The sequence below is a fragment of the Streptomyces sp. NPDC046335 genome (assembly GCF_055587985.1).
The window spans coordinates 98,095-116,546 of sequence record NZ_JBVJFF010000009.1 but is presented as its reverse complement, the minus strand read 5'-3'; the positions used below and the strand labels follow the sequence as shown (position 1 = coordinate 116,546).

The 18,452-nt window shown below is 71.9% G+C and carries 19 protein-coding genes; 10 read left to right on the top strand and 9 right to left on the bottom strand.

Annotated features, from left to right (window positions below; all coding sequences use genetic code 11):
- The first annotated feature begins 37 nt into the window (after nucleotides 1-37).
- Nucleotides 38-1,498, top strand: a complete 1,461-nt coding sequence (locus ACZ6JY_RS22935; protein ID WP_469198244.1) for an alkaline phosphatase PhoX — start codon at nucleotides 38-40, stop codon at nucleotides 1,496-1,498.
- A gap of 205 nt (nucleotides 1,499-1,703) precedes the next feature.
- Entirely contained in the window at nucleotides 1,704-1,931 is a 228-nt protein-coding gene (locus ACZ6JY_RS22930; protein ID WP_062771760.1) for a CarD family transcriptional regulator, read from the top strand.
- Nucleotides 1,932-2,032: 101 nt separating this feature from the next.
- Here the strand turns inward: ACZ6JY_RS22930 and ACZ6JY_RS22925 are convergent, their stop codons facing one another.
- The 8 genes from ACZ6JY_RS22925 to ACZ6JY_RS22890 form a co-directional block, all read right to left on the bottom strand.
- The gene (locus ACZ6JY_RS22925) at nucleotides 2,033-3,247 is read right to left on the bottom strand and encodes a TerD family protein (RefSeq protein ID WP_469198242.1); all 1,215 of its coding nucleotides are present in this window, start codon (nucleotides 3,245-3,247) and stop codon (nucleotides 2,033-2,035) included.
- Nucleotides 3,248-3,322: 75 nt separating this feature from the next.
- The gene (locus ACZ6JY_RS22920) at nucleotides 3,323-3,544 is read right to left on the bottom strand and encodes a hypothetical protein (protein ID WP_469198240.1); all 222 of its coding nucleotides are present in this window, start codon (nucleotides 3,542-3,544) and stop codon (nucleotides 3,323-3,325) included.
- Between the two features lie 42 nt (nucleotides 3,545-3,586).
- A complete protein-coding gene (locus ACZ6JY_RS22915; protein ID WP_469198238.1) occupies nucleotides 3,587-4,576 on the bottom strand; it encodes a zinc-dependent alcohol dehydrogenase family protein in 990 nt (329 codons plus the stop codon).
- Nucleotides 4,573-5,439 carry a carbohydrate ABC transporter permease gene (locus ACZ6JY_RS22910; RefSeq protein WP_469198236.1) on the bottom strand — a complete coding sequence of 289 codons (867 nt, stop codon included), beginning with the start codon at nucleotides 5,437-5,439 and terminating at the stop codon, nucleotides 4,573-4,575. Before ACZ6JY_RS22910 ends, ACZ6JY_RS22915 begins: the two co-directional genes overlap by 4 nt.
- Nucleotides 5,439-6,389 carry a carbohydrate ABC transporter permease gene (locus tag ACZ6JY_RS22905; RefSeq protein WP_469198234.1) on the bottom strand — a complete coding sequence of 317 codons (951 nt, stop codon included), beginning with the start codon at nucleotides 6,387-6,389 and terminating at the stop codon, nucleotides 5,439-5,441. Before ACZ6JY_RS22905 ends, ACZ6JY_RS22910 begins: the two co-directional genes overlap by 1 nt.
- Nucleotides 6,386-7,750 carry an ABC transporter substrate-binding protein gene (locus ACZ6JY_RS22900; RefSeq protein ID WP_469198232.1) on the bottom strand — a complete coding sequence of 455 codons (1,365 nt, stop codon included), beginning with the start codon at nucleotides 7,748-7,750 and terminating at the stop codon, nucleotides 6,386-6,388. The genes ACZ6JY_RS22905 and ACZ6JY_RS22900 overlap by 4 nt, the downstream gene beginning before the upstream one ends.
- Before the next feature lie 100 nt (nucleotides 7,751-7,850).
- On the bottom strand, nucleotides 7,851-8,621 hold the full coding sequence (locus ACZ6JY_RS22895) for a DeoR/GlpR family DNA-binding transcription regulator (RefSeq protein ID WP_469198230.1): 771 nt from the start codon (nucleotides 8,619-8,621) through the stop codon (nucleotides 7,851-7,853).
- Nucleotides 8,622-8,850: 229 nt separating this feature from the next.
- Nucleotides 8,851-9,660 carry an NAD-dependent epimerase/dehydratase family protein gene (locus ACZ6JY_RS22890; protein ID WP_469198228.1) on the bottom strand — a complete coding sequence of 270 codons (810 nt, stop codon included), beginning with the start codon at nucleotides 9,658-9,660 and terminating at the stop codon, nucleotides 8,851-8,853.
- A gap of 232 nt (nucleotides 9,661-9,892) precedes the next feature.
- On the opposite strand from ACZ6JY_RS22890, the gene ACZ6JY_RS22885 reads away from it, so the two are divergent.
- The 3 genes from ACZ6JY_RS22885 (at nucleotide 9,893) to ACZ6JY_RS22875 (ending at nucleotide 13,466) form a co-directional block, all read left to right on the top strand.
- Nucleotides 9,893-10,873 (top strand): 5-dehydro-4-deoxyglucarate dehydratase, encoded by a 981-nt coding sequence (locus ACZ6JY_RS22885; protein ID WP_469198226.1) that lies wholly within the window; start codon nucleotides 9,893-9,895, stop codon nucleotides 10,871-10,873.
- Nucleotides 10,870-12,030 (top strand): hypothetical protein, encoded by a 1,161-nt coding sequence (locus ACZ6JY_RS22880; protein ID WP_469198224.1) that lies wholly within the window; start codon nucleotides 10,870-10,872, stop codon nucleotides 12,028-12,030. The genes ACZ6JY_RS22885 and ACZ6JY_RS22880 overlap by 4 nt, the downstream gene beginning before the upstream one ends.
- Nucleotides 12,031-12,092: 62 nt before the next feature.
- Entirely contained in the window at nucleotides 12,093-13,466 is a 1,374-nt protein-coding gene (locus tag ACZ6JY_RS22875; RefSeq protein WP_469198222.1) for a S28 family serine protease, read from the top strand.
- Here ACZ6JY_RS22875 and ACZ6JY_RS22870 read toward each other — a convergent pair.
- Complete coding sequence (locus tag ACZ6JY_RS22870; protein WP_469198220.1) at nucleotides 13,441-14,649, bottom strand: MFS transporter; 1,209 nt, start codon at nucleotides 14,647-14,649, stop codon at nucleotides 13,441-13,443. The two genes, ACZ6JY_RS22875 and ACZ6JY_RS22870, sit on opposite strands and share 26 nt — an antisense overlap.
- 153 nt (nucleotides 14,650-14,802) lie before the next feature.
- Here ACZ6JY_RS22870 and ACZ6JY_RS22865 point away from each other — a divergent pair, with 153 nt between their 5' ends.
- The 5 genes from ACZ6JY_RS22865 (at nucleotide 14,803) to ACZ6JY_RS22845 (ending at nucleotide 18,368) form a co-directional block, all read left to right on the top strand.
- A complete protein-coding gene (locus tag ACZ6JY_RS22865; RefSeq protein WP_469198218.1) occupies nucleotides 14,803-15,390 on the top strand; it encodes a TIGR03086 family metal-binding protein in 588 nt (195 codons plus the stop codon).
- A 162-nt stretch (nucleotides 15,391-15,552) separates the two neighbouring features.
- Nucleotides 15,553-16,395, top strand: a complete 843-nt coding sequence (locus ACZ6JY_RS22860) for an HAD family acid phosphatase (RefSeq protein ID WP_469198216.1) — start codon at nucleotides 15,553-15,555, stop codon at nucleotides 16,393-16,395.
- 138 nt (nucleotides 16,396-16,533) lie between these two features.
- Nucleotides 16,534-17,268: a CPBP family intramembrane glutamic endopeptidase gene (locus ACZ6JY_RS22855; RefSeq protein ID WP_469198214.1), complete on the top strand. Its 735-nt coding sequence runs from the start codon at nucleotides 16,534-16,536 to the stop codon at nucleotides 17,266-17,268.
- Nucleotides 17,269-17,283: 15 nt separating this feature from the next.
- Nucleotides 17,284-17,625 (top strand): PadR family transcriptional regulator, encoded by a 342-nt coding sequence (locus tag ACZ6JY_RS22850; protein WP_447036646.1) that lies wholly within the window; start codon nucleotides 17,284-17,286, stop codon nucleotides 17,623-17,625.
- Nucleotides 17,622-18,368, top strand: a complete 747-nt coding sequence (locus tag ACZ6JY_RS22845) for a hypothetical protein (RefSeq protein ID WP_469198212.1) — start codon at nucleotides 17,622-17,624, stop codon at nucleotides 18,366-18,368. Before ACZ6JY_RS22850 ends, ACZ6JY_RS22845 begins: the two co-directional genes overlap by 4 nt.
- Nucleotides 18,369-18,452: the final 84 nt, after the last annotated feature.

Sequence of the window (18,452 nt, the reverse complement as noted above, 5' to 3'; positions counted from 1 at the left end):
GGCCCCTCGCGCTTCGCGCCTGCACCCAGGAGTAACCATGCCGCTCACCCACAGGGATCTCACCAGACGCTCCGCGATCACCGGGGCGGGGGTCGTCCTGGCCGGCAGCGTCGGCGCGCTCGCCACCGCGCCCGGCGCGCTCGCCGCCTCCGAGACCGAGGAGGCCGGTGTCACGGGCGAGGACGGGTCCCGCGGCCACGGCCACCACGGCCCCGGCTACGGCCCGCTCATCCCCGACCCCGAGGGGCTGCTCGCGCTGCCCGCCGGATTCTCGTACCGCGTCCTCACGTACAGCGGGCGCACCAAGCTGGAGAGCGGCGAGTTCACGCCCTCCAACCACGACGGCACCGCCGCCTTCCGCGGCCCGCGCGGCACCACCTACCTCGTCAACAACCACGAGCTCGGCGGCGCCCGCACCAAGTGGAAGCACCCCGTCCCGCTCACCGAGGGGCTCGTCTACGACCCGGCCGCGGCCGGCGGCTGCACGGTCGTCGAGATCCGGCGCGACGGCCACGTGGCCGAATGGGTGGGCATCGCGGGCACCGCCACGAACTGCGCGGGCGGCAGCACCCCCTGGGGCACCTGGCTCACCTGCGAGGAGACCGAGGACAAGGCCGGCCAGAACGGCATGACCAAGGACCACGGCTACGTCTTCGAGGTCGACCCCCAGGACCGGCGCGCCGGGCGTCACCCCAAGCCGATCAAGGCCTTCGGCCGCTACGCCCACGAGGCCGTCGTCATCGACCCCCGGCGCGGCCACGCCTACCTCACCGAGGACGCCTCGGGCCCGAACGGCCTGCTCTACCGCTGGACCCCGCCGCACGGCTTCGAGCACGGCCGCGGCAGGCTGCGCGGCCTCGCCGACGACGCGGGTGTCCTGAAGGCGCCCAAGTGCTACGACTCCGGCGGCCGCTTCGTCGACGACCTCTCGCGCGCCACCAGGACCGGCACGGTGTACGGCGTGGACTGGGTGGAGGTCCCCGACCGTGACGCGCGGACCGTGCCGGTGCGCGAGCAGTTCGACGACGGCGACATCACGCGCGCCCGCAAGCTCGAAGGCATGTGGTGGGGCGACGGCGGCGTCTACATCGTCTCCTCCTTCGCCCGCGGCGAGAGCCCCGCCCAGCACGACGGACAGGTGTGGTTCTACCACCCCGGCCGCCGCACCCTCACCCTGAAGGTGCTGCTCGGCGTGAACCCCGACCCGGACAAGGACGGCGCCTTCGACGGCCCCGACAACATCACCGTCTCGCCGTACGGCGGTCTGGTCATCGCCGAGGACGGCGACGGCATCCAGCACCTCTTCGGCGCGACCGAGCGCGGGCGCACGTACCCCATCGCGCGCAACGAACTCAACGCCGGCACCGAGGACGACCCGTCGTACAGCGAGTTCACGGGCGTCACGTTCTCGCCCGACGGCAGGACCCTCTACGCCAGCATCCAGACGCCCGGAATCCTGCTGGCGATCACGGGTCCCTGGAAGCGGCAGCGGCACTAGGGCCTTCTGGCCGTAGGTGACATAACGGTCACGTGGCGTCGATATCCGGGGCCGGAACGTCACGGGAGTACCCCTTTAGGGTGATTTACAGGGGCGCTGGGCGTGGCGTTTCGGCTGCGGTTTGTGTGTCTGTTCCATACCGATGTGAGGGCGGTGTGAGGTCGGAGCATGGTGCGGCGGGCGTCCGGGGGCGCATACTGCAAACATGACGAGGCCCGCCGGCTCGCGCCGCCATCTGCCGAACAGTCCCTTCAACGTGCCCGCACCGCCCGCCCCACCCGTAGAGCAGTTCGCCGTGGGTGACCGTGTCTCCCACGACCAGTACGGCCTCGGGAGGATCGTCGGTGTCGAGGGGGAGGAAGCGGTCGTCATCGACTTCGCGGGCCGTCAGGGACGGTTCCTGAGCCCCTATCCCAAGCTGGCCAAGCTCTGATCCGCTGAATCGCTCCTGACCCGCCGAAGGGGCGGCGAGCCGCGTCGCGCGGCCCGCCGCCCCTTTCGTCTGCCCTCTCGTCCGCCGTGCGCGGCGCTTGCTCAGAGCGACTGCGCCGCCGGCTTCACCATGCCGCGGACCGTGCGCGACTTGACGAACTGCCCCATCGCGGTCATTTCCCACTCGCCGGTGAACTGCTTGATCAGCTTCGCCATCATGACGCCCGTCTGCGCCTCGGCGTTGGTCAGGTCGAAGCGGACCAGCTCCTCGCCGGAGGCCGCGTCGATCAGGCGGCAGTAGGCCTTGGCGACCTCGGTGAACTTCTGGCCGGAGAACGAGTTCACCGTGAAGACCAGGCCCGTGACGTCCTGGGGGAGACGGCCGAGGTCGACGACGATCACCTCGTCGTCACCGCCGCCCTCACCCGTGAGGTTGTCGCCCGAGTGCTTGATCGCGCCCTTCACGATCGACAGCTTGCCGAAATAGCAGCTGTCGACGTGGTTGCGCTGCGGGCCGTACGCGATGACGGAGGCGTCGAGGTCGATGTCCTTGCCGCGGAACGCGGGCTCCCAGCCGAGGCCCATCTTGACCTGCGAGAGCAGCGGCTTGCCGCCCTTGACCAGGGACACCGTCTGGTTCTTCTGGAGGTTGACCCGGCCCTTGTCGAGGTTGATCTTCCCGGCGCCGGGCGCGGGCGCGGCGGCGGCCGGAGCCGCGGCCGGCGGGGGCGGTCCCTGCACCGGCTGGCCCACCGGCGGCGCCATGGGGGCCGCCGCGGCAGGCGCGGGAGCCGGGGCGGGCGTCGGAGCGGCGGGCTCCTCGACCGAGACGCCGAAGTCCGTCGCGATGCCCGCGAGGCCGTTGGAGTACCCCTGGCCGACCGCGCGGGCCTTCCACGCGCCATTGCGCAGGTAGACCTCGACGATCACCAGGGCGGTCTCGGTGCCGAGCTTCGGCGGTGTGAACGTGGCGAGCACGGAGCCGTCGTCCGCGTTGCGGACGGTCGCGGTGGGCTCGACGCCCTGGAAGGTCGCTCCCGCGGCGTCCGGACTCGCGGTCACGACGATCTTCTCGATACCGGCCGGCACGGCCGCCGTGTCCACGATGATCTTGTCGGGAGTGGAGCCGCCGCCCGACTGATACGTCACACCGGGGCCCGAGGGCTGGTTGAAGAAGATGAAGTCGTCGTCGGAGCGCACCTTGCCGTCGGCGGTGAGCAGCAGGCCCGATACGTCGAGCCGCACCGGGGCGGCGACGTCCACCGCCACGCGGGCGGCGGTCAGGGGGATGTTCGAGCCGGGGGTCATAGCTGTCATGCATGGGGTAACGAACGACCCCGCTTTGCCGTTCCCTTACCCGCGGCAGGTTTTTTCCGGGAGGCCGCACATGCCTCAGCCGCGGTTGCGCGGGTGGTCGCGCGCCGTCCGTTCGTTGCCGTGCTTGTAGTTGCCCGTCCAGCGGGCCATCACGAGCTGCGGGTCGCCGCCCTCGACCTCGGCGAGGAACCGCTCGGCGCGGGCGCCGCGCAGCGTCCCCGCTCCGCGCCCACCGTGCGTGATGGTGACGCTTCCGTCGGGGCGTCGGGCGTAGGAGAATCCCTGAGGTCTCGGCATGGCCGGGAGCGTAGACCCCGGCCACGCCCGCGCGACACCGGATTACGGCACGACGACGATCTTCCGGCCGACCCCGGCGGCGAACTGGTCGAGCGCCCGGGGGTAGTCGTCCAGCGGCAACCGGTCGCTGATGAACACCTCCGGGTCGAGGACGCCCGCCGCGAACAGCTCGGCGGCCCGCTCGTAGCTGTGCAGGACCGCCATCGACCCGGTGATGGTGATCTCCTGGTTGTAGATGCGGTACGGGTCGATCTCCACCCGCGTGGCGTAGTCCGCGACACCGAACTGGAGGAACGTGCCCGCCTTCGCGACCCGGCCGAGGCCGTCCTGGATGGCGGCCGCGTTGCCCGTCGCGTCGATCACCACGTCCCAGCCGCCGGGCCGGTCGAGTTCGTCGGCCCCGGCCGCCGACGCCGAGACGCCGAGCCGCTTCGCCGTCGCGAGCCGCTCGGGGTTGAGGTCGACCACGTCGACGCTTGCCGCGCCGGTCCGCTTGGCCAGCTCCAGCATCATCAGGCCCATCGTGCCCGAGCCGTAGATCAGCACGTGCGAGGCGAGCTGCGAGCGCAGCACGTCGTAGCCGCGCACCGCGCAGGACAGCGGCTCGATGAGGGCGGCGTCCTGGGTGCGCACATGGTCGGGCAGGCGCACGCAGTTGGCGGCGGGCGCCTTGGCGTACTGGGCGGCGCCGCCCGCGGTGGTCACCCCGATCGCGGCCCAGCGCTCGCACATGTTGCCGCGCCCCACCCGGCAGAAGCGGCACTCGTGGCAGTGCAGCGAGGGGTCCACCGCGACCCGGTCGCCGACGGCGAGTCCGCGCACGTCGCCGCCGAGGGCGACGACGGTGCCGGCGAACTCGTGGCCCGGCACCACGGGCAGGGTCGGGGCGAACTCACCCTGCTTGATGTGCAGGTCGGTGCCGCACAGGCCGCACGCGGCGACCTCCACGACGACCTCGCGGGGGCCCGGCGTCGGGTCGGGCACCTCGCCGACGACGACCTTGCCCACCGACTCGACGATCGCGGCCTTCATTTCACAGCTCCCAACGACAGACCCTGGACCAGCTTGTCCTGGGCGGCGAACCCCGCGGCGAGCACCGGCAGGGAGATCACGAGCGACGCGGCGCACACCTTCGCCAGGAACAGGCCCTGGCTGGTGATGAAGCCGGTCAGGAAGACGGGCGCGGTCTGGGCGACGACGCCCGTGAGCACCCGGGCGAAGAGCAGTTCGTTCCAGCTGAAGATGAAGCAGATCAGCGAGGTCGCGGCGATGCCGGGCAGCGCGATGGGCGCCACCACGCGCGCGAGGATGGTGGGCAGCCGTGCCCCGTCGATCTGGGCGGCCTCGATGATGGCCTTCGGCACCTCGGCGAGGAAGGACTGCATCATCCACACCGCGATCGGCAGGTTCATCGAGGTGTAGAGGATGACGAGCAGCCAGATGTTGTCGAGGAAGTCGGTGTTCTTGGCGAACAGGTAGATCGGCAGGAGACCCGCCACGACCGGCAGCATCTTGGTGGAGAGGAAGAAGAAGAGAACGTCCGTCCACTTCTTCACGGGCCTGATCGACAGGGCGTACGCGGCGGGCAGGGCCAGCACCAGCACGAGCAGCGTCGAGGCGAGCGAGGCCACCGTGGAGTTGATGAGGGAGGGCCAGGGGCTCGCGCCGCCGCCCGCCCCGAAGAATTCGCGGTAGCCGTCCAGGGTGAGCGAGGCGGCGAGCGAGGGCGGGTTGGTGGCGGCGTCCTCCTCCGAGTGGAAGGAGGTCAGCGCCATCCAGGCGATGGGCAGGAAGAACAGGGTGCCGGCGACCCAGGCGGCCAGGCCGATCAGGGACCCACGCGCGCGTGGGCGGGCCTTCGCCTCGGTGGCGGTCTTCGCCGTAACAGCGGCCATCAGCGGGACGCCTCCTCACGGAACAGGGACGAGACGACCCGCAGCGCGAAGGTCGCGATGATCAGCGAGCCGATGACGACGAGTACCCCGGCCGCGGAGGCCAGGCCGTTCTCGTGCGCCTGGTAGAAGCTCTGGTAGACGGTGTAGGGCAGGTTGGCGGTGCCGAGACCGCCCGAGGTGATGGTGAAGACGGCGTCGAAGTTCTGCACGATGTAGATCGAGCCGAGCAGCGCGCCCAGTTCGAGGTAGCGGCGCAGGTGCGGCAGGGTCAGATGGCGGAAGACCTGCCAGTCGCTCGCCCCGTCCATGCGGGCCGCCTCGATCAGCTCGCTGTCACGGCTCTGGAGCCCGGCGAGGAGGATCAGCATCATGAAGGGCGTCCACTGCCACACCAGGGAGGCCTCGATCGCCAGCAGCGGGGTGTTGGAGATCCAGTCGGGCTGCGCCGCGGAGTCACCGCCCACCCAGCGCAGCAGGCCGTTGAAGAGGCCGTACTCGGGGTTGTAGAGCACGTGCTTCCACAGCAGCGCGGCGGCCACGGGGACCAGCAGGAACGGCGCGATGAGCAGCGTACGGACGAACCCGCGCCCCTTGAACCTCCGGTCGAGCAGCAGCGCGAGGCCGAGGCCGATGACCAGGCTGGCCAGCACGACCGAGGCGGTGAGCAGGATCGTGGTCAGCACGGACTTGCGCAGGTCGGGGTCGGTGAGGACCTCGGTGTAGTTCGCGAACCCGGCGAAGCTGCGGGCGTCGGGGTAGAGGGCGTTCCAGTCGAAGAAGGAGATCACCAGGGTCGCCACGAAGGGCAGCTGGGTCACGGCGATCATGAAGATGAGGGCGGGGAGCAGGGGCGCCCTGGTCGCCCAGGCGCGCAGCCGGCCCGACGGGGGTGTCTTCGCGGCGGGCACGCGCGTGTGCCGCACGGTGGTGGTGCTCGCGGTGGCGGTCATCGTCCCTCGTACTCCTCGGAGATCTTCTCGGCGAGCTCCTGTGACTTCTCCAGGGCCGAAGCGACGGACTGGCGTCCGGCGATGGCCGCGCTGATCTCCTGGGAGACCTTGGTGCCCAGGTCGGTGAACTCGGGGATGCCGACGAACTGGATGCCGGGCGCGGGCCGCGGCTGTACGCCGGGGTCGCGGGGCCTGGCTCCTTCGATGGCGGCGCGGGTGACGTCCTGGAAGGCGCCGGCTTCCTTGCGGTAGGCGGGGTTCGCGTAGGTCGAGGCGCGCTTGCCCGCGGGGACGTTCGACCAGCCGATCTTCTCGCCGACGAGCTTCTCGTACTCCTTGCCGGAGGCCCAGGAGATGAACTTCCACGCCTTGTCCGGGTTGCGCGAGGCCTTCTGCATGCCCCAGGCCCAGGTGTAGAGCCAGCCGGAGTTCTCGGTCCTCGCCACCGGGGCGGAGACGTAGCCGATCTTTCCCTTGACCGGTGACTTGGCGGATTCGAGGGACCCGGCGGCGGCCGTCGCGTCGTACCACATGGCGGTCTTGCCCTGGGTGAGGTTGTTGAGGCACTCGGCGTATCCGGACTGGGCGGCGCCCGACTCGCCGTGCTCGCGCACGAGGTCCACGTAGAAGCGGGTCGCCTTCTCGAACTCGGGGGAGTCCAGGCGGGCCTTCCAGTCCTTCTCGAACCAGGTGCCGCCGAAGGTGTTCACGACGGTGGTCAGGGGCGCCATGACCTCGCCCCAGCCGGGCAGGCCGCGCAGACAGATGCCCTTCATGCCCGGCTCCTCGCCGTCCACCTTCGCGGCGAGATCGGCCACCTGCTGCCAGGTGGGGTGTTCGGGCATGGTCAGGCCGGCCTTCTCGAAGACGTCCTTGCGGTACATCAGGAAGGACGACTCCCCGTAGAAGGGCTGTCCGTAGAGCTTGCCGTCCTCTCCGGTGAGGGACTGGCGCATCGGCGCCAGGATGTCCTTCTCGTCGTACGCGGTGTCCTTGCGCGCGTAGGAACCGACCTCGTGGAGCCAGCCGTTCTTCGCGTAGATGGGTATCTCGTAGTTGCTGAGGGTGGCGATGTCGTACTGGCCCGCCTGGTTGGCGAAGTCCTGGCTGATCTTGTCGCGGACGTCGTTCTCGGGCAGAACGGTGAAGTTCACCTTGATGCCCGTCTCCTTGGTGAAGTGGGCGGCGGTGAGCTTGCGCAACTCCACCATCTGCGGGTTGTTCACCATCAGGACGTTGAGGGAGTCGCCTGAACCGGTCCCGCCCGCGCCGGCCCAGCAGCCGGTGAGCAGCGGGGCGAGCAGCGTCCCTGCGGCGGCAGCGGCGAGCGCGCGCGACCTCCGTCGGCTCGGGGTTCGCATGAGTGCTCCTGGACGTAGAGGGGTCATATCGGGGGTTTTCGGGCGCGTCGGGGTGTGCGGTGGCCCAGTGCGGCCGTACGGGGATGGGGAGGGGCGGCCGTCAGACGCGCAAAACCTGCGGTCCGAGGAGGGAGTAGCGGTGGGCTTCGGAGGCCGGCAGGCGGCTGCTGGTGACGATCGCTTCGAGGTCGCCGATGCCGGCGAACCGGCAGAAGCTCGTCGCCCCGAACTTGGTGTGCACGCCCGTGAACACGGTGCGCCTCGATGCCCTGATGGCCTGCGCCTTCACCTCGCTCACCGCGGGGTCGGGCGTCGTCAGGCCGTGCTCGCGCGAGATGCCGTTGGCGCCGATGTACGCCAGGTCGATGACGAAGCCGGCCAGCATGCGCGTCGTCCAGTGGTCGACGGTGGCGAGGGTGCCCGGGCGGACCCGGCCGCCGAGCAGCAGTACGGCGATGTTCTCGGCCTCGGCGAGGGCGCCCGCCGTGGCCAGCGAGGCGGTGACCACGGTCAGCGGGCGCCCGCCCGCCACGTCGGGCAGCGCCTCGGCGATGAGCTGGGGCGTGAAGCCCTCGTCCACGAAGACGGTCTCGGCGTCCCCGAGCAGGTCGGCCGCGGCGGCGGCGATGCGCCGCTTCTCGGGGACGTGCATGGTCGTGCGGAAGGCGAGGGTGGTCTCGAAACCCGCGCTCTCCACGGGATAGGCGCCGCCATGGGTGCGGCGGACCAGGCCGTGGTCCTCCAGGGCGCGCAGGTCGCGGCGGACGGTCTCCTTCGCGACGCCCAGCCGGGCGGCGAGCTCCGTCACGTCGACGGAGCCGGAGGTCCGTGCCGCGCTGACGATCCGCCGCTGACGCTCCTCCGCGGTCATCGGCGCCACCTGCTTCCCCTGGTCTCGCTGTGCCCGTTCGGGCCTTGGGGGAAGTTCTACAGCGCCCGCATGAACGAGAGAAGGTGCCAAGCGGGCGTGATGCTGCCCGTATGTGCCCGGATCACGCGGCGTTGGCCTGGGGTACGGGCGCCGTTCGTGCCCGTACGGCGGGCCCGGGGCGCCCGCTTGCCGCCCGTTCGGGCCCGGGTCTTCCCGTGCCGCCGTCGGTTCAGTACGGCCAGACCGGCGGGTCGGTGCAGAAGGGGCCACCGAGATGGGCGTGATCGGGGTTGGCGGGGTCGAGCTCGCCCTGCTCGGCGATGAGCTTCTCCGCGTACTGCTCGGAGTCGTCCTGCGGTTCGTAGCCGAGCGCGCGGGCGGAGGAGAGGTCCCACCACAGGCGGGTGTTGGCGGAGGAGCCGTAGACCACGGTGTGCCCGACGTCCTCGGCGGTGAGCGCCGCGTGGAAGAGCCGCGCGCCGTCGCCCGGGCTCATCCAGACCGAGAGCATCCGCACGCTCGTCGGCTCCGGGAAGCACGAGCCGATGCGGACCGAGACGGTCTCGATGCCGTGCTTGTCCCAGTAGAACTGGGCGAGGTCCTCGCCGAAGGACTTGGACAGGCCGTAGAAGGTGTCGGGGCGGCGCGGGGTGTCGAGCGGGATGAGCGGGTCGTCGCCCTCGGGGCGCGGCGTGAAGCCCACCGCGTGGTTGGAGGAGGCGAAGACGATCCGCCGCACGCCCTCCTCACGGGCCGCCTCGTAGAGGTTGTACGTCCCCTCGATGTTGGCCCTGAGGATCTTCTCGAAGGTGGACTCCAGGGAGATGCCCGCGAAGTGCAGGACCGCGTCGACGCCGCGCACGGCCTCGCGCAGCGCGTCCCTGTCGGCGAGGTCGGCGGTGATCGCGCCGGGCGTGCCGTCGAGGCCGCGCACGTCCAGCAGGCGCAGATCGTGGCCGTAGGCCGGGAGCAGCCCGCGCATCAGGGTGCCGAGGCCTCCGGCGGCGCCGGTCAGCAGGACGGTGCGGGAAGCGGGCATGCGGGATCTCCTCGGGCGGCCGTGCGCGGGCGCGTACTCATTCGCGTACAGAATTCACATCCGTGGACACGCTAAGGATCTCGATGGCGTCGCGTCAAGTGTCGCGCGGAGGCGGGGAATCCGCTCCTCTGTGCACGGTCGATCCGCTTGACCAGGGCCGAGAGGGCGCCTTAGCGTGGTCGCGTTCAGAGATATAGACATCAATCAGAAACGTGCACGCTAGGGAGAGCCCGTGACGTCAGCCCCTCTCGCTTCCCGACTCCGCGTTCCCAGCGGGCCGTTGTTCTTCCCCGTCACCGCCTACGGGCCGGACGGCTCCATCGACCTGGAGACCTTCCGCGCCCATGTGCGCGCGGGCATCGACGCCGGCGCGGCGGCCGTCTTCGCCTGCTGCGGCACGGGCGAGTTCCACGCCCTGACCCCCGAGGAGTTCCAGAGCTGCGTCGCCGCCGCCGTCGAGGAGACGGCGGGCCGGGTGCCGGTCGTCGCGGGCGCCGGATACGGCACGGCCCTCGCCGTGCGGTACGCGCGCCTGGCCGAGGACGCGGGCGCCGACGGGCTGCTCGCCATGCCGCCCTACCTCGTGGTCGCCGGACAGGAGGGGCTGATCCGGCACTACACCGAGCTCGCCGCGGCCACCTCCCTCGACGTCATCGTCTACCAGCGCGACAACGCCGTCCTCACCCCGGAGACGGTCGTCGAACTCGCCCGCGCCGAGGGCGTCATCGGCTTCAAGGACGGCCTCGGCGACATGGACCTGATGCAGCGCACCGTCAGCGCCGTCCGCAGCGAGGTGCCCGGCGACTTCCTGTACTTCAACGGCCTGCCGACCGCCGAGCTGACCGGCCTCGCCTACCGCGGCATCGGCGTCAGCCTCTACTCGTCGGCCGTGTTCTGCTTCGCTCCCGACATCGCGCTCGCCTTCCATCGGGCGCTCAATGCCCGGACGGCCGAGGGCGACGCCACCGTGAACCGCCTCGTCGACGGCTTCTACCGGCCCTTCGTCGAGCTGCGCGCCCTCGGCCGCGGCTACGCCGTCTCCCTCGTCAAGGCGGGCGTGCGGCTCAGCGGTCTCGACGTCGGCGGGGTGCGCCCGCCGCTGAACGAACCCGCAGCCGAACACGTCAAGCGCCTCGCCGAACTCGTCGAGCGCGGCCGGGCGCTGCTCGGCGACGAGCTGCCGGGCCGGGACGCGCGCCGGGGCGACGCGTGAAGGCCGCCGCGTTCCTCTACCCCTGGGACGTCGTCGGCGACCCCGGGGCCCCCGGCCGCATCGCCGACCTCGGCATCCGGCAGGTCACCCTCGCCGCCGCCTACCACTCCACGCGCGCGCTGACCCCGCGCCACCCCCGCCACCGCATCGTCACGGCCGCGCACGCCGCCGTGCTCTACCCGCCGGGCGAGCGCTGGCAAGGGCGGCGGCTCCGGCCGTACGAGGCGGGGGACTGGGCGTGGGGCGACGCCTACGGACAGGCCACCGAAGCCCTGGACGCCGCCGGGATCGACGTCCACAGCTGGGTCGTCCTCGCCCACAGCTCCCGCCTCGGCGACGACCACCCCGACACCTCCGTCGTCAACGCCTACGGGGACCACTACCCCTGGGCGCCCTGCATCGCGCAGCCCGCCACGCGCGCGTACCTCGTCGACCTCGCCGCCGAGGCCGCCGCGCGCCCCGGCGCACGCGGCACCGAGCTGGAGTCGTGCGGCTGGTACGGCCTCGCGCATCTGCACGCCCATGACAAGACCGCGGGCGTCGGGCTCGGCGAGGCGGGCCAGTACCTGATGTCCCTGTGCTTCTGCGGCTCCTGCCGGGCGGGGTACGGGGGAGCGGGCCTCGATCCGGACGCGCTGGCGGCCACCGTGCGGGACGCCCTTGAGCCCGTCTGGCAGGGCGCGGGCGAGGACCCGGGCTGGGCGGGGGTCGAGAAGCTCCTCGGGGCGGACCGGGCGGCGGCCACGCGCGCGTGGCGCGACGAGACGGCCCGCACGCTCCAGGAGGCGGCGGTCGAGGCGGTCCGCGCGGCGGCCCCCCCGGGCTTTCAGGTGCTGCTGCACGCGGACCCCGTCTCGTACCACTGCGGGGCGAACGCGGGCGTCGACCCGGAGCACATCCTCGGCGTGGCGGACGGCGTGGTCGTGCCCTGCGGGGGCGGGCCCGAGCTGCTCACGCCCTTCGGGGGCCACGGCGGGGGCGTCCTCGCCGCCAACTTCCCCGTCGTCGCCGGGATGGGCGGCAGCCCCGCGGCCCTCGCCGCCGACGCGGCACGGGCCGCCGAGCACGGCGCCACCGAACTGCGGCTCTACCACGCGGGACTGGCTTCGGACAGCGACCTCACGCTGGTCGCGGAAGCCCTGTCGCGCCTGGAGTGATCGCCGATACGATCCGCGCACCACAACGGTCGCTCCAGTACCACGGGGACAAGGGAGACAAGGTGCGCAACAAGGGGATATCCGCGCTGGCCTGTGCCGGACTGATGGCGGGTGCCGCCGTGCTGGCCGGCGCGGCGCCCGCCACCGCACAAGCGTCGACGGCGGCGCGGGCGGCCGGTCCGACAGGACACACGGCGGCCGACACGGCCGACATCAAGGCCCGGCTCGAGAAGCTGCCCGGCATGAAGGTCGTCTCCGTCAAGGACAGAGAGGGCTACCCCCTCTACACGCTGACGTACCGCCAGCCCGTCGACCACCGCAGGCCCCACGGCGCCACCTTCACGCAGCGCGCCACGCTCTGGCACAAGTCCACCGCCAAGCCGACCGTGCTCTACACCGGCGGTTACACCCTCGCGGGCGGCACCGCCTCCCTCACCAGGCTGATCGACGCCAACCAGGTCAGCGTCGAGCACCGCTACTTCGGCGAGTCGCGGCCCAAGGGCGCCGCGGGCGACGACTGGTCCAAGATGACCGTCCAGCAGGAAGCCGCCGACGAGCACCGCCTGACCCGCGCCCTGCGCACGGTCGAGAAGGGCAAGTGGCTGGGCACCGGCGCCAGCAAGGGCGGCATGACGGCCACCTACCACGAGCGGTTCTACCCGGAGGACCTCGACGCCGTCGTGGCCTTCGTCGCGCCCAACGACGCCAACAACCACGACGACAGCGGATACGAGCGCTTCTTCGAGACGGTCGGCACCAAGGAGTGCCGGGCCGCCCTGAACGCCGTGCAGCGTGAGATGCTCGTACGCCGCGCCGACCTGCTCCCCCGGTTCGAGAAGGAGGCGAAGGCCGAGGGCAGCACCTTCGACAAGACTCTCGGCACCACCGACCGCGCCTATGAGTTCGCGGTGCTCGACCAGGTGTGGAACTTCTGGCAGAGCGGCACCGCGGCCGACTGCCCGACCGTCCCCGACGCGAAGAAGGCCACCGACGACGAGCTGTACGACTGGTCGAAGGAGCACGGCTTCAGCGTCTACCGCGACCAGGAGCTCGGCACCAACGGATCGGGACCGTACTACCACCAGGCCGCGACCCAGCTCGGCTGGGCCGACCTGAAGTTCAAGCACCTCAAGGACGTCCGCCACCACCCGGACGTCTACCAGCCCAACTCGGTGCTGCCCGCCGACATGCGCGGCACGTACAACAACAAGACCATCGCCGACGTCGACCGCTGGGTGAAGAAGCGCGGACAGCGCATGATGTTCATCTACGGCCAGAACGACCCCTGGAGCGCCGAGCGCTTCGCCCCCAGCCGCCACGACTCCTACCGCTACGAGGTGCCGGGCGCCAACCACGGCGCGTCGATCGCCAAGCTGCCCGAGCCGCAGCAGTCGAAGGCCGTCGCGACGATCAAGCGGTGGGCCGACGTGAAGTGACCCTCCGGGCCGGGCGCAGCAGGGGCGCGGCGATCAGCAGCCGCGCCCCCGCGAGCAGCGCGAGGAGCACCTGGAGGTCGACGCTCTCCACCAGCGCCGCCCCCGCCGCGATGCCGAGCGCGGTCGGCGCGAACATCAGGGTATTGGCGGTCGCCGCAACCCGGCCGAGCAGCGCGTCCGGCGTCTCCCGCTGCACGGCCGTGAGCCCCGCGATCAGCACGCAGGGCAGCCCGACACCGTTCGCGAAGCTGCCCGCGAGGACCGCCGCGTCGCTCGGCAGCGCGCTCAGCACCAGGCCGGCGCCGGTCAGCGCGATGCCCGCGCCGCCGAACCGCCGCCCGCCGAAGCGCCGCATCAGGGCGCCCGACGCCACGCCCACCGCGACGGACCCCGCGCCCTGCACGACGTACAGCACCCCCGTGTACGCGGGCGCGTGGCCGAGCCCCTCCACGATGGCGTAGACCGCCGCGCCGCTCACGCCCGAGGTCAGCATCGTCAGGCCGCCCGCCACGACGAGGGGCCGCAGCCGTTCGTCGCCCCACAGGTACCGGGCCCCCTCGGCGGTCCTCGCCCGCAGTGATGTGCGCTCGGTGACCGGCGCGGCCTCGCGGACCCGCAGCAGCGCGTACATCCCCGCGGCGAGCGCGAACGTGACGGCGTCCAGGAGCGCCACCCGGGGCCCGCCGTACGCGGCGAAGAGGCCCGCGCCCGCGAGGGGCGCCACCAGCTTCATGCCTTCGTTGGCCGACATCCGCAGGCCGTTGAAGTCGCCGAGCAGCTCCTTGCCGACGGCCGCCGGGACCAGGGCCGCCTCCGCCGCGTCGGTGACGACGCCGCACGCCCCGTAGACGAGGAGCACCGCGAAGAGGATCCACAGCCGTCCCGCGGTGTCGACGGCGAACAGGGAGAGGAGCAGCGCGCCGAGCGCGAGGTTGGCGGCCACGAGCAGCGGTCTGCGGCGCGTGCGGTCGGCGAGCGTGCCCAGCAGCGGGCCGATGAGGGTGGGCGCCCAGAGCGCGAACTGGCAGAGCGCGGCCAGGCCGTCGGAGCCGGTCAGCTCCTTGACCCAGATGCCGGAGACCAGCCACAGCGCGGTGCTCCCGAAGCCGGACACCACCACCGCGCCCAGGTAGAGCGCCGCGTTGCGGTCCCGCAGGACGCGCCCGATCGTCGTCGATGTCATGCCTGGTCATGGTGGTTCTAAGGCCCCCGCCGCGGGATCGGGCGGATTCCCTAGCGGCGGGCGATGAGTTACGGGCGCGCGGCGGGTCTACCGGGGAGACGTACTGAGGCCGCCGCCTCAGAGGCACCCGCCTCGAAGACATCTGGAGGCACCATGACCGACGACACCTTCGACCTCGGCCCGCAGGCCCGCCTGGTGGCCCGCGTGGCCGAACGCGTCGGCGACGACCAGCTCGCGGCGCCCACGCCCTGCCCCGAGTTCACCGTACGCAACCTCCTCGGGCATCTGATCGGCCTCGCCCAGGCCTTCGAGCTGGCCGCCCGGAAGGACTTCCGGCCGGAGCTGGACAGGGATCCCGGCAGCGTCGTGCCGGACATCGGCCCCGGCTGGCGCGGCGAGCTGCCGAAGGCGCTGGACGCCGTCGTCGAGGCGTGGCGCGACCCGGCGGCCCGGCAGGGCATGACCCGCGCGGGCGGCGTCGACCTGCCGGGCGAGGTCGCGGCCCTGGTCGTCCTCGACGAACTGGTCGTGCACGGCTGGGACCTGGCGCGCGCCACCGGCCAGGAGTACGCGCCCGACGAGGCGAGCCTGGAGGGCGCGCGGGCGTTCCTGGCGCCCGCCGCGGGCGGGGGCGGGGACGGCCCGTTCGGGCGGCCGGTGCCCGTGCCGCAGGACGCGCCCCTGCTGGATCAGGTCATCGGGCTGAGCGGCCGTGACCCGGGGTGGACCGCGGGCGGCTGACGGCGGCGGGGCGGGGCGGGGCGAGGCGGGAGCGAAGGGCAAGGGCTTCCCCGTGCCGGGTATGGATCGGGTAAAGGGTCCCGCCTGGCCCTCCCCACACCCTGGTTGATGCGCGTAGACAAGCCTTGACCTGCCCGATCACCTGATGCGGAGACGCAACGAATGCGCAAGACCCTACGCGTGGCCGGCCTGGCCACCGCATGCACCGTCGCCGGCGCCGCCCTCTACGCCACCGGCGCCGCCAGTGCCGACCAGGCCGAGCACCGCCCCACCAAGGAGCCGCACAACATAGGTCTCCTGGTCGGCGAGATCGACGCCTACTACGGCGCGACCAAGGGCGCCGACGGCATGTGGAAGTCCTCGCCCGACAGCCCCTACGCCAAGGACCTGGCCCGCATCCAGGCCAAGGCCAAGAAGGACATCAAGAAGGCCGCCCACAAGGCCCACCACGGCCACGACGGCCACGACGGCGATGGCGGCCATGGCGGCCATGGCGGCCACGGCAAGAAGCCCGCGATCGTCCTCGACGTCGACGACACCGCGCTGCTCAGCTTCGACTACGAGAAGTCGGCCAACTACACGTACGACAACGACACCTGGGACGCCTACGTCAAGGCCGCCAAGCGGCCCGCGGTCTTCGGCATGCCGGAGCTCGTGAAGTACGCCAAGAGCCAGGGCGTGGAGGTCTTCTTCCTCACCGGCCTGGCCGAGACGCAGCGCGAGGGCGCCGTCACCAACCTCGCCAGGGCGGGCTACGACACGCGCCTGGACCGCGCGCACGTCTACACCAAGGACAAGAAGAACCCGCCGTCGTACCTGAAGAACTGCGCCACGGCCGCCGCCTGGAACTGCACCACCGTCCAGTTCAAGGAGGGCACCCGCAAGCACATCGAGTCCACCGGCTACGACATCGTCGGCAGCTTCGGCGACCAGGTCTCCGACCTCGCGGGCGGCTACGCGGACAAGACGTACAAGCTGCCGAACCCGACGTACTTCGTCGGCTAGCCCGGGAATCGGCCGGGGAGCGGCCGGGGGGAGCGGCCGGGGAATCGGCCGAGGAGTCGGCGTAGCGAGATAGGTTGCAATCCTGACTAGATCGCCATACGGTCTAGGTAGCTCAGACGCTCAGGGTAGGGGGAACCCATGACCACCATTTCGCCGGACTTCTCGGCCGCATCGACGGCTGTCACGGCCGCGCTCACCGGATACCTGCTGCTGGGCGAGCCGTGGGCGGGCCGGCGGATGTACGGCTCGCTGGCCCGGCGCAGGGACACCGAACCCCGCGCGCTGGTCCGCTACTTCGGCCTCTCGCTCGCCCTGTGGTGGACGTTCGCCGCGCTCGCCGTCGGCGCACTGCTCCTGTCACCGGGCGCGAGCGCCGCCGACTTCGGCCTCGTGGCACCGGAGCGGCCCGCGTACGTGGTGACCGGGATCCTCCTCGTCACCGCGATCGCCGTGGCGTCGGCGCGCAACTTCCACCAGCTCGCCAGGCAGGGCAAGAACGTGCCGGGACGCGCCGCCATCGAGGCGATGCTGCCGCGCACCGCCGAGGAGCGCCGGCTCGCCGTCGCCGTGGCCGTCACCGACGGCGTCTGCGCCGAACTGGTCTACCGGGGCCTCCTGATCGCCTTCGGCGTGGGCGCCCTCGGCCTGGACCTCTACGCGGCGGCGGCCCTCTCCGTCGTCGTCCACGCGGCCGCCGGGTTCTACCAGGGCCGCCAGGGCGTCCTCGTCTTCGCCGTCTTCGGGGCGCTCCTCACCGGCCTCTACCTCGCGACCGACAGCCTCCTGCTCCCCGTCGCCGTGCACGTCGTCCTCGCCGTACGCGACCTGACGCTTCCCGCGCCGGACAAGCCGCTCGCCGCGGCCGCCGCCTGAGAAAGGCAGACCCACGTGACCGACCGCCGAGCCAGCTGGTTCAAGGGAGTGCTCGACCTCCTCGTGCTCGCCGCCCTCACCGACGGCGAGAGCTACGGCTACGAGATTGCCAAACTCCTCGGCGCCGCCGGCTTCGGCCAGATCAAGGGCGGCACGCTCTACCCCGTCCTGAACCGCCTGGAGGAAGCGGGCCTGGTCGACGCGGAGTTCCGGGCCACGGAGAAGGGGCCGGGGCGGCGCTACTACCGGCTCACCGATGAGGGCCGCGCGACCCTCGGTGAGCAGGGCGGGCTCTGGCTCGCCTTCGACACCTCCGTACGCGAAGTCCTCGCCAAGGCAGGAGTGGAGACACGATGAGCGCGGCAGAAGTGAACGCCCGCCACCAGCGGGACGGTTACCTCCTCGACCTCGCCGAGCGGCTGCTGGCGCAGGGCCTGCCCGCCGACCGCGTCGAGGCGACCGTCATGGACCTTGAGGCGCACCTGGCGGAGTCCGGCGCCGAGGACGCGGAGGCCGAGTTCGGCCCGGCGGAGGAGTTCGCCCGGCAGCTGGTGCCCGCCACGGGGGTGCGGGCACCGGCTGCTCCGGGCGACGAGGTGGAGACCTGGCGCTGGACCGCCGACACCTACGTCGACGAACAGCTCCTGAACCGCTTCGGCGACGAGGGCTGGGAGGTGCAGCGCGTCGACGCCGTCGGACGTTTCGTGAGCCAACGCGACCTGGCGCAGCCGCAGCGCTGGGAGTACCGGCGCGAGCTGGTCACCCGTGGCCGCGAGGGCCTCGACGAGCGGCTCGCCCCCGACGGCTGGGAGGCCTGCGGGAACTGGGTGGTCTACGCCTACTTCAAGCGGCCCCGCGCGGCGAGCCTCGGGCCCGCGGCGCGGGTCGAGTGCCCGCCGCCGGTACCGGAGCGGTCCAGCTTCTTCAGCCGGAAGTTCTACGCGCTCCTCGCCGTGCTCGCCGCCGCGCTGGTCGTGGCGGGCGTCGCGGTGGCCGTGGACGCCGGTGACGCGACCAGCGGCCTGGGGTTCGTGACGGGCGGCCTCGCAGGTGCCGCGGCGGCCTGGGGCCTCCAGCTCTGCCGCGGGCGGAGGTCGTAGGGGGGGGCGCTGCACGAAAGTCCCGGGGGGAGGCCAGGGATCTTCCCGTTTTTTCCGGCATTTTTTCCCCTCCTCCTCCTCTGC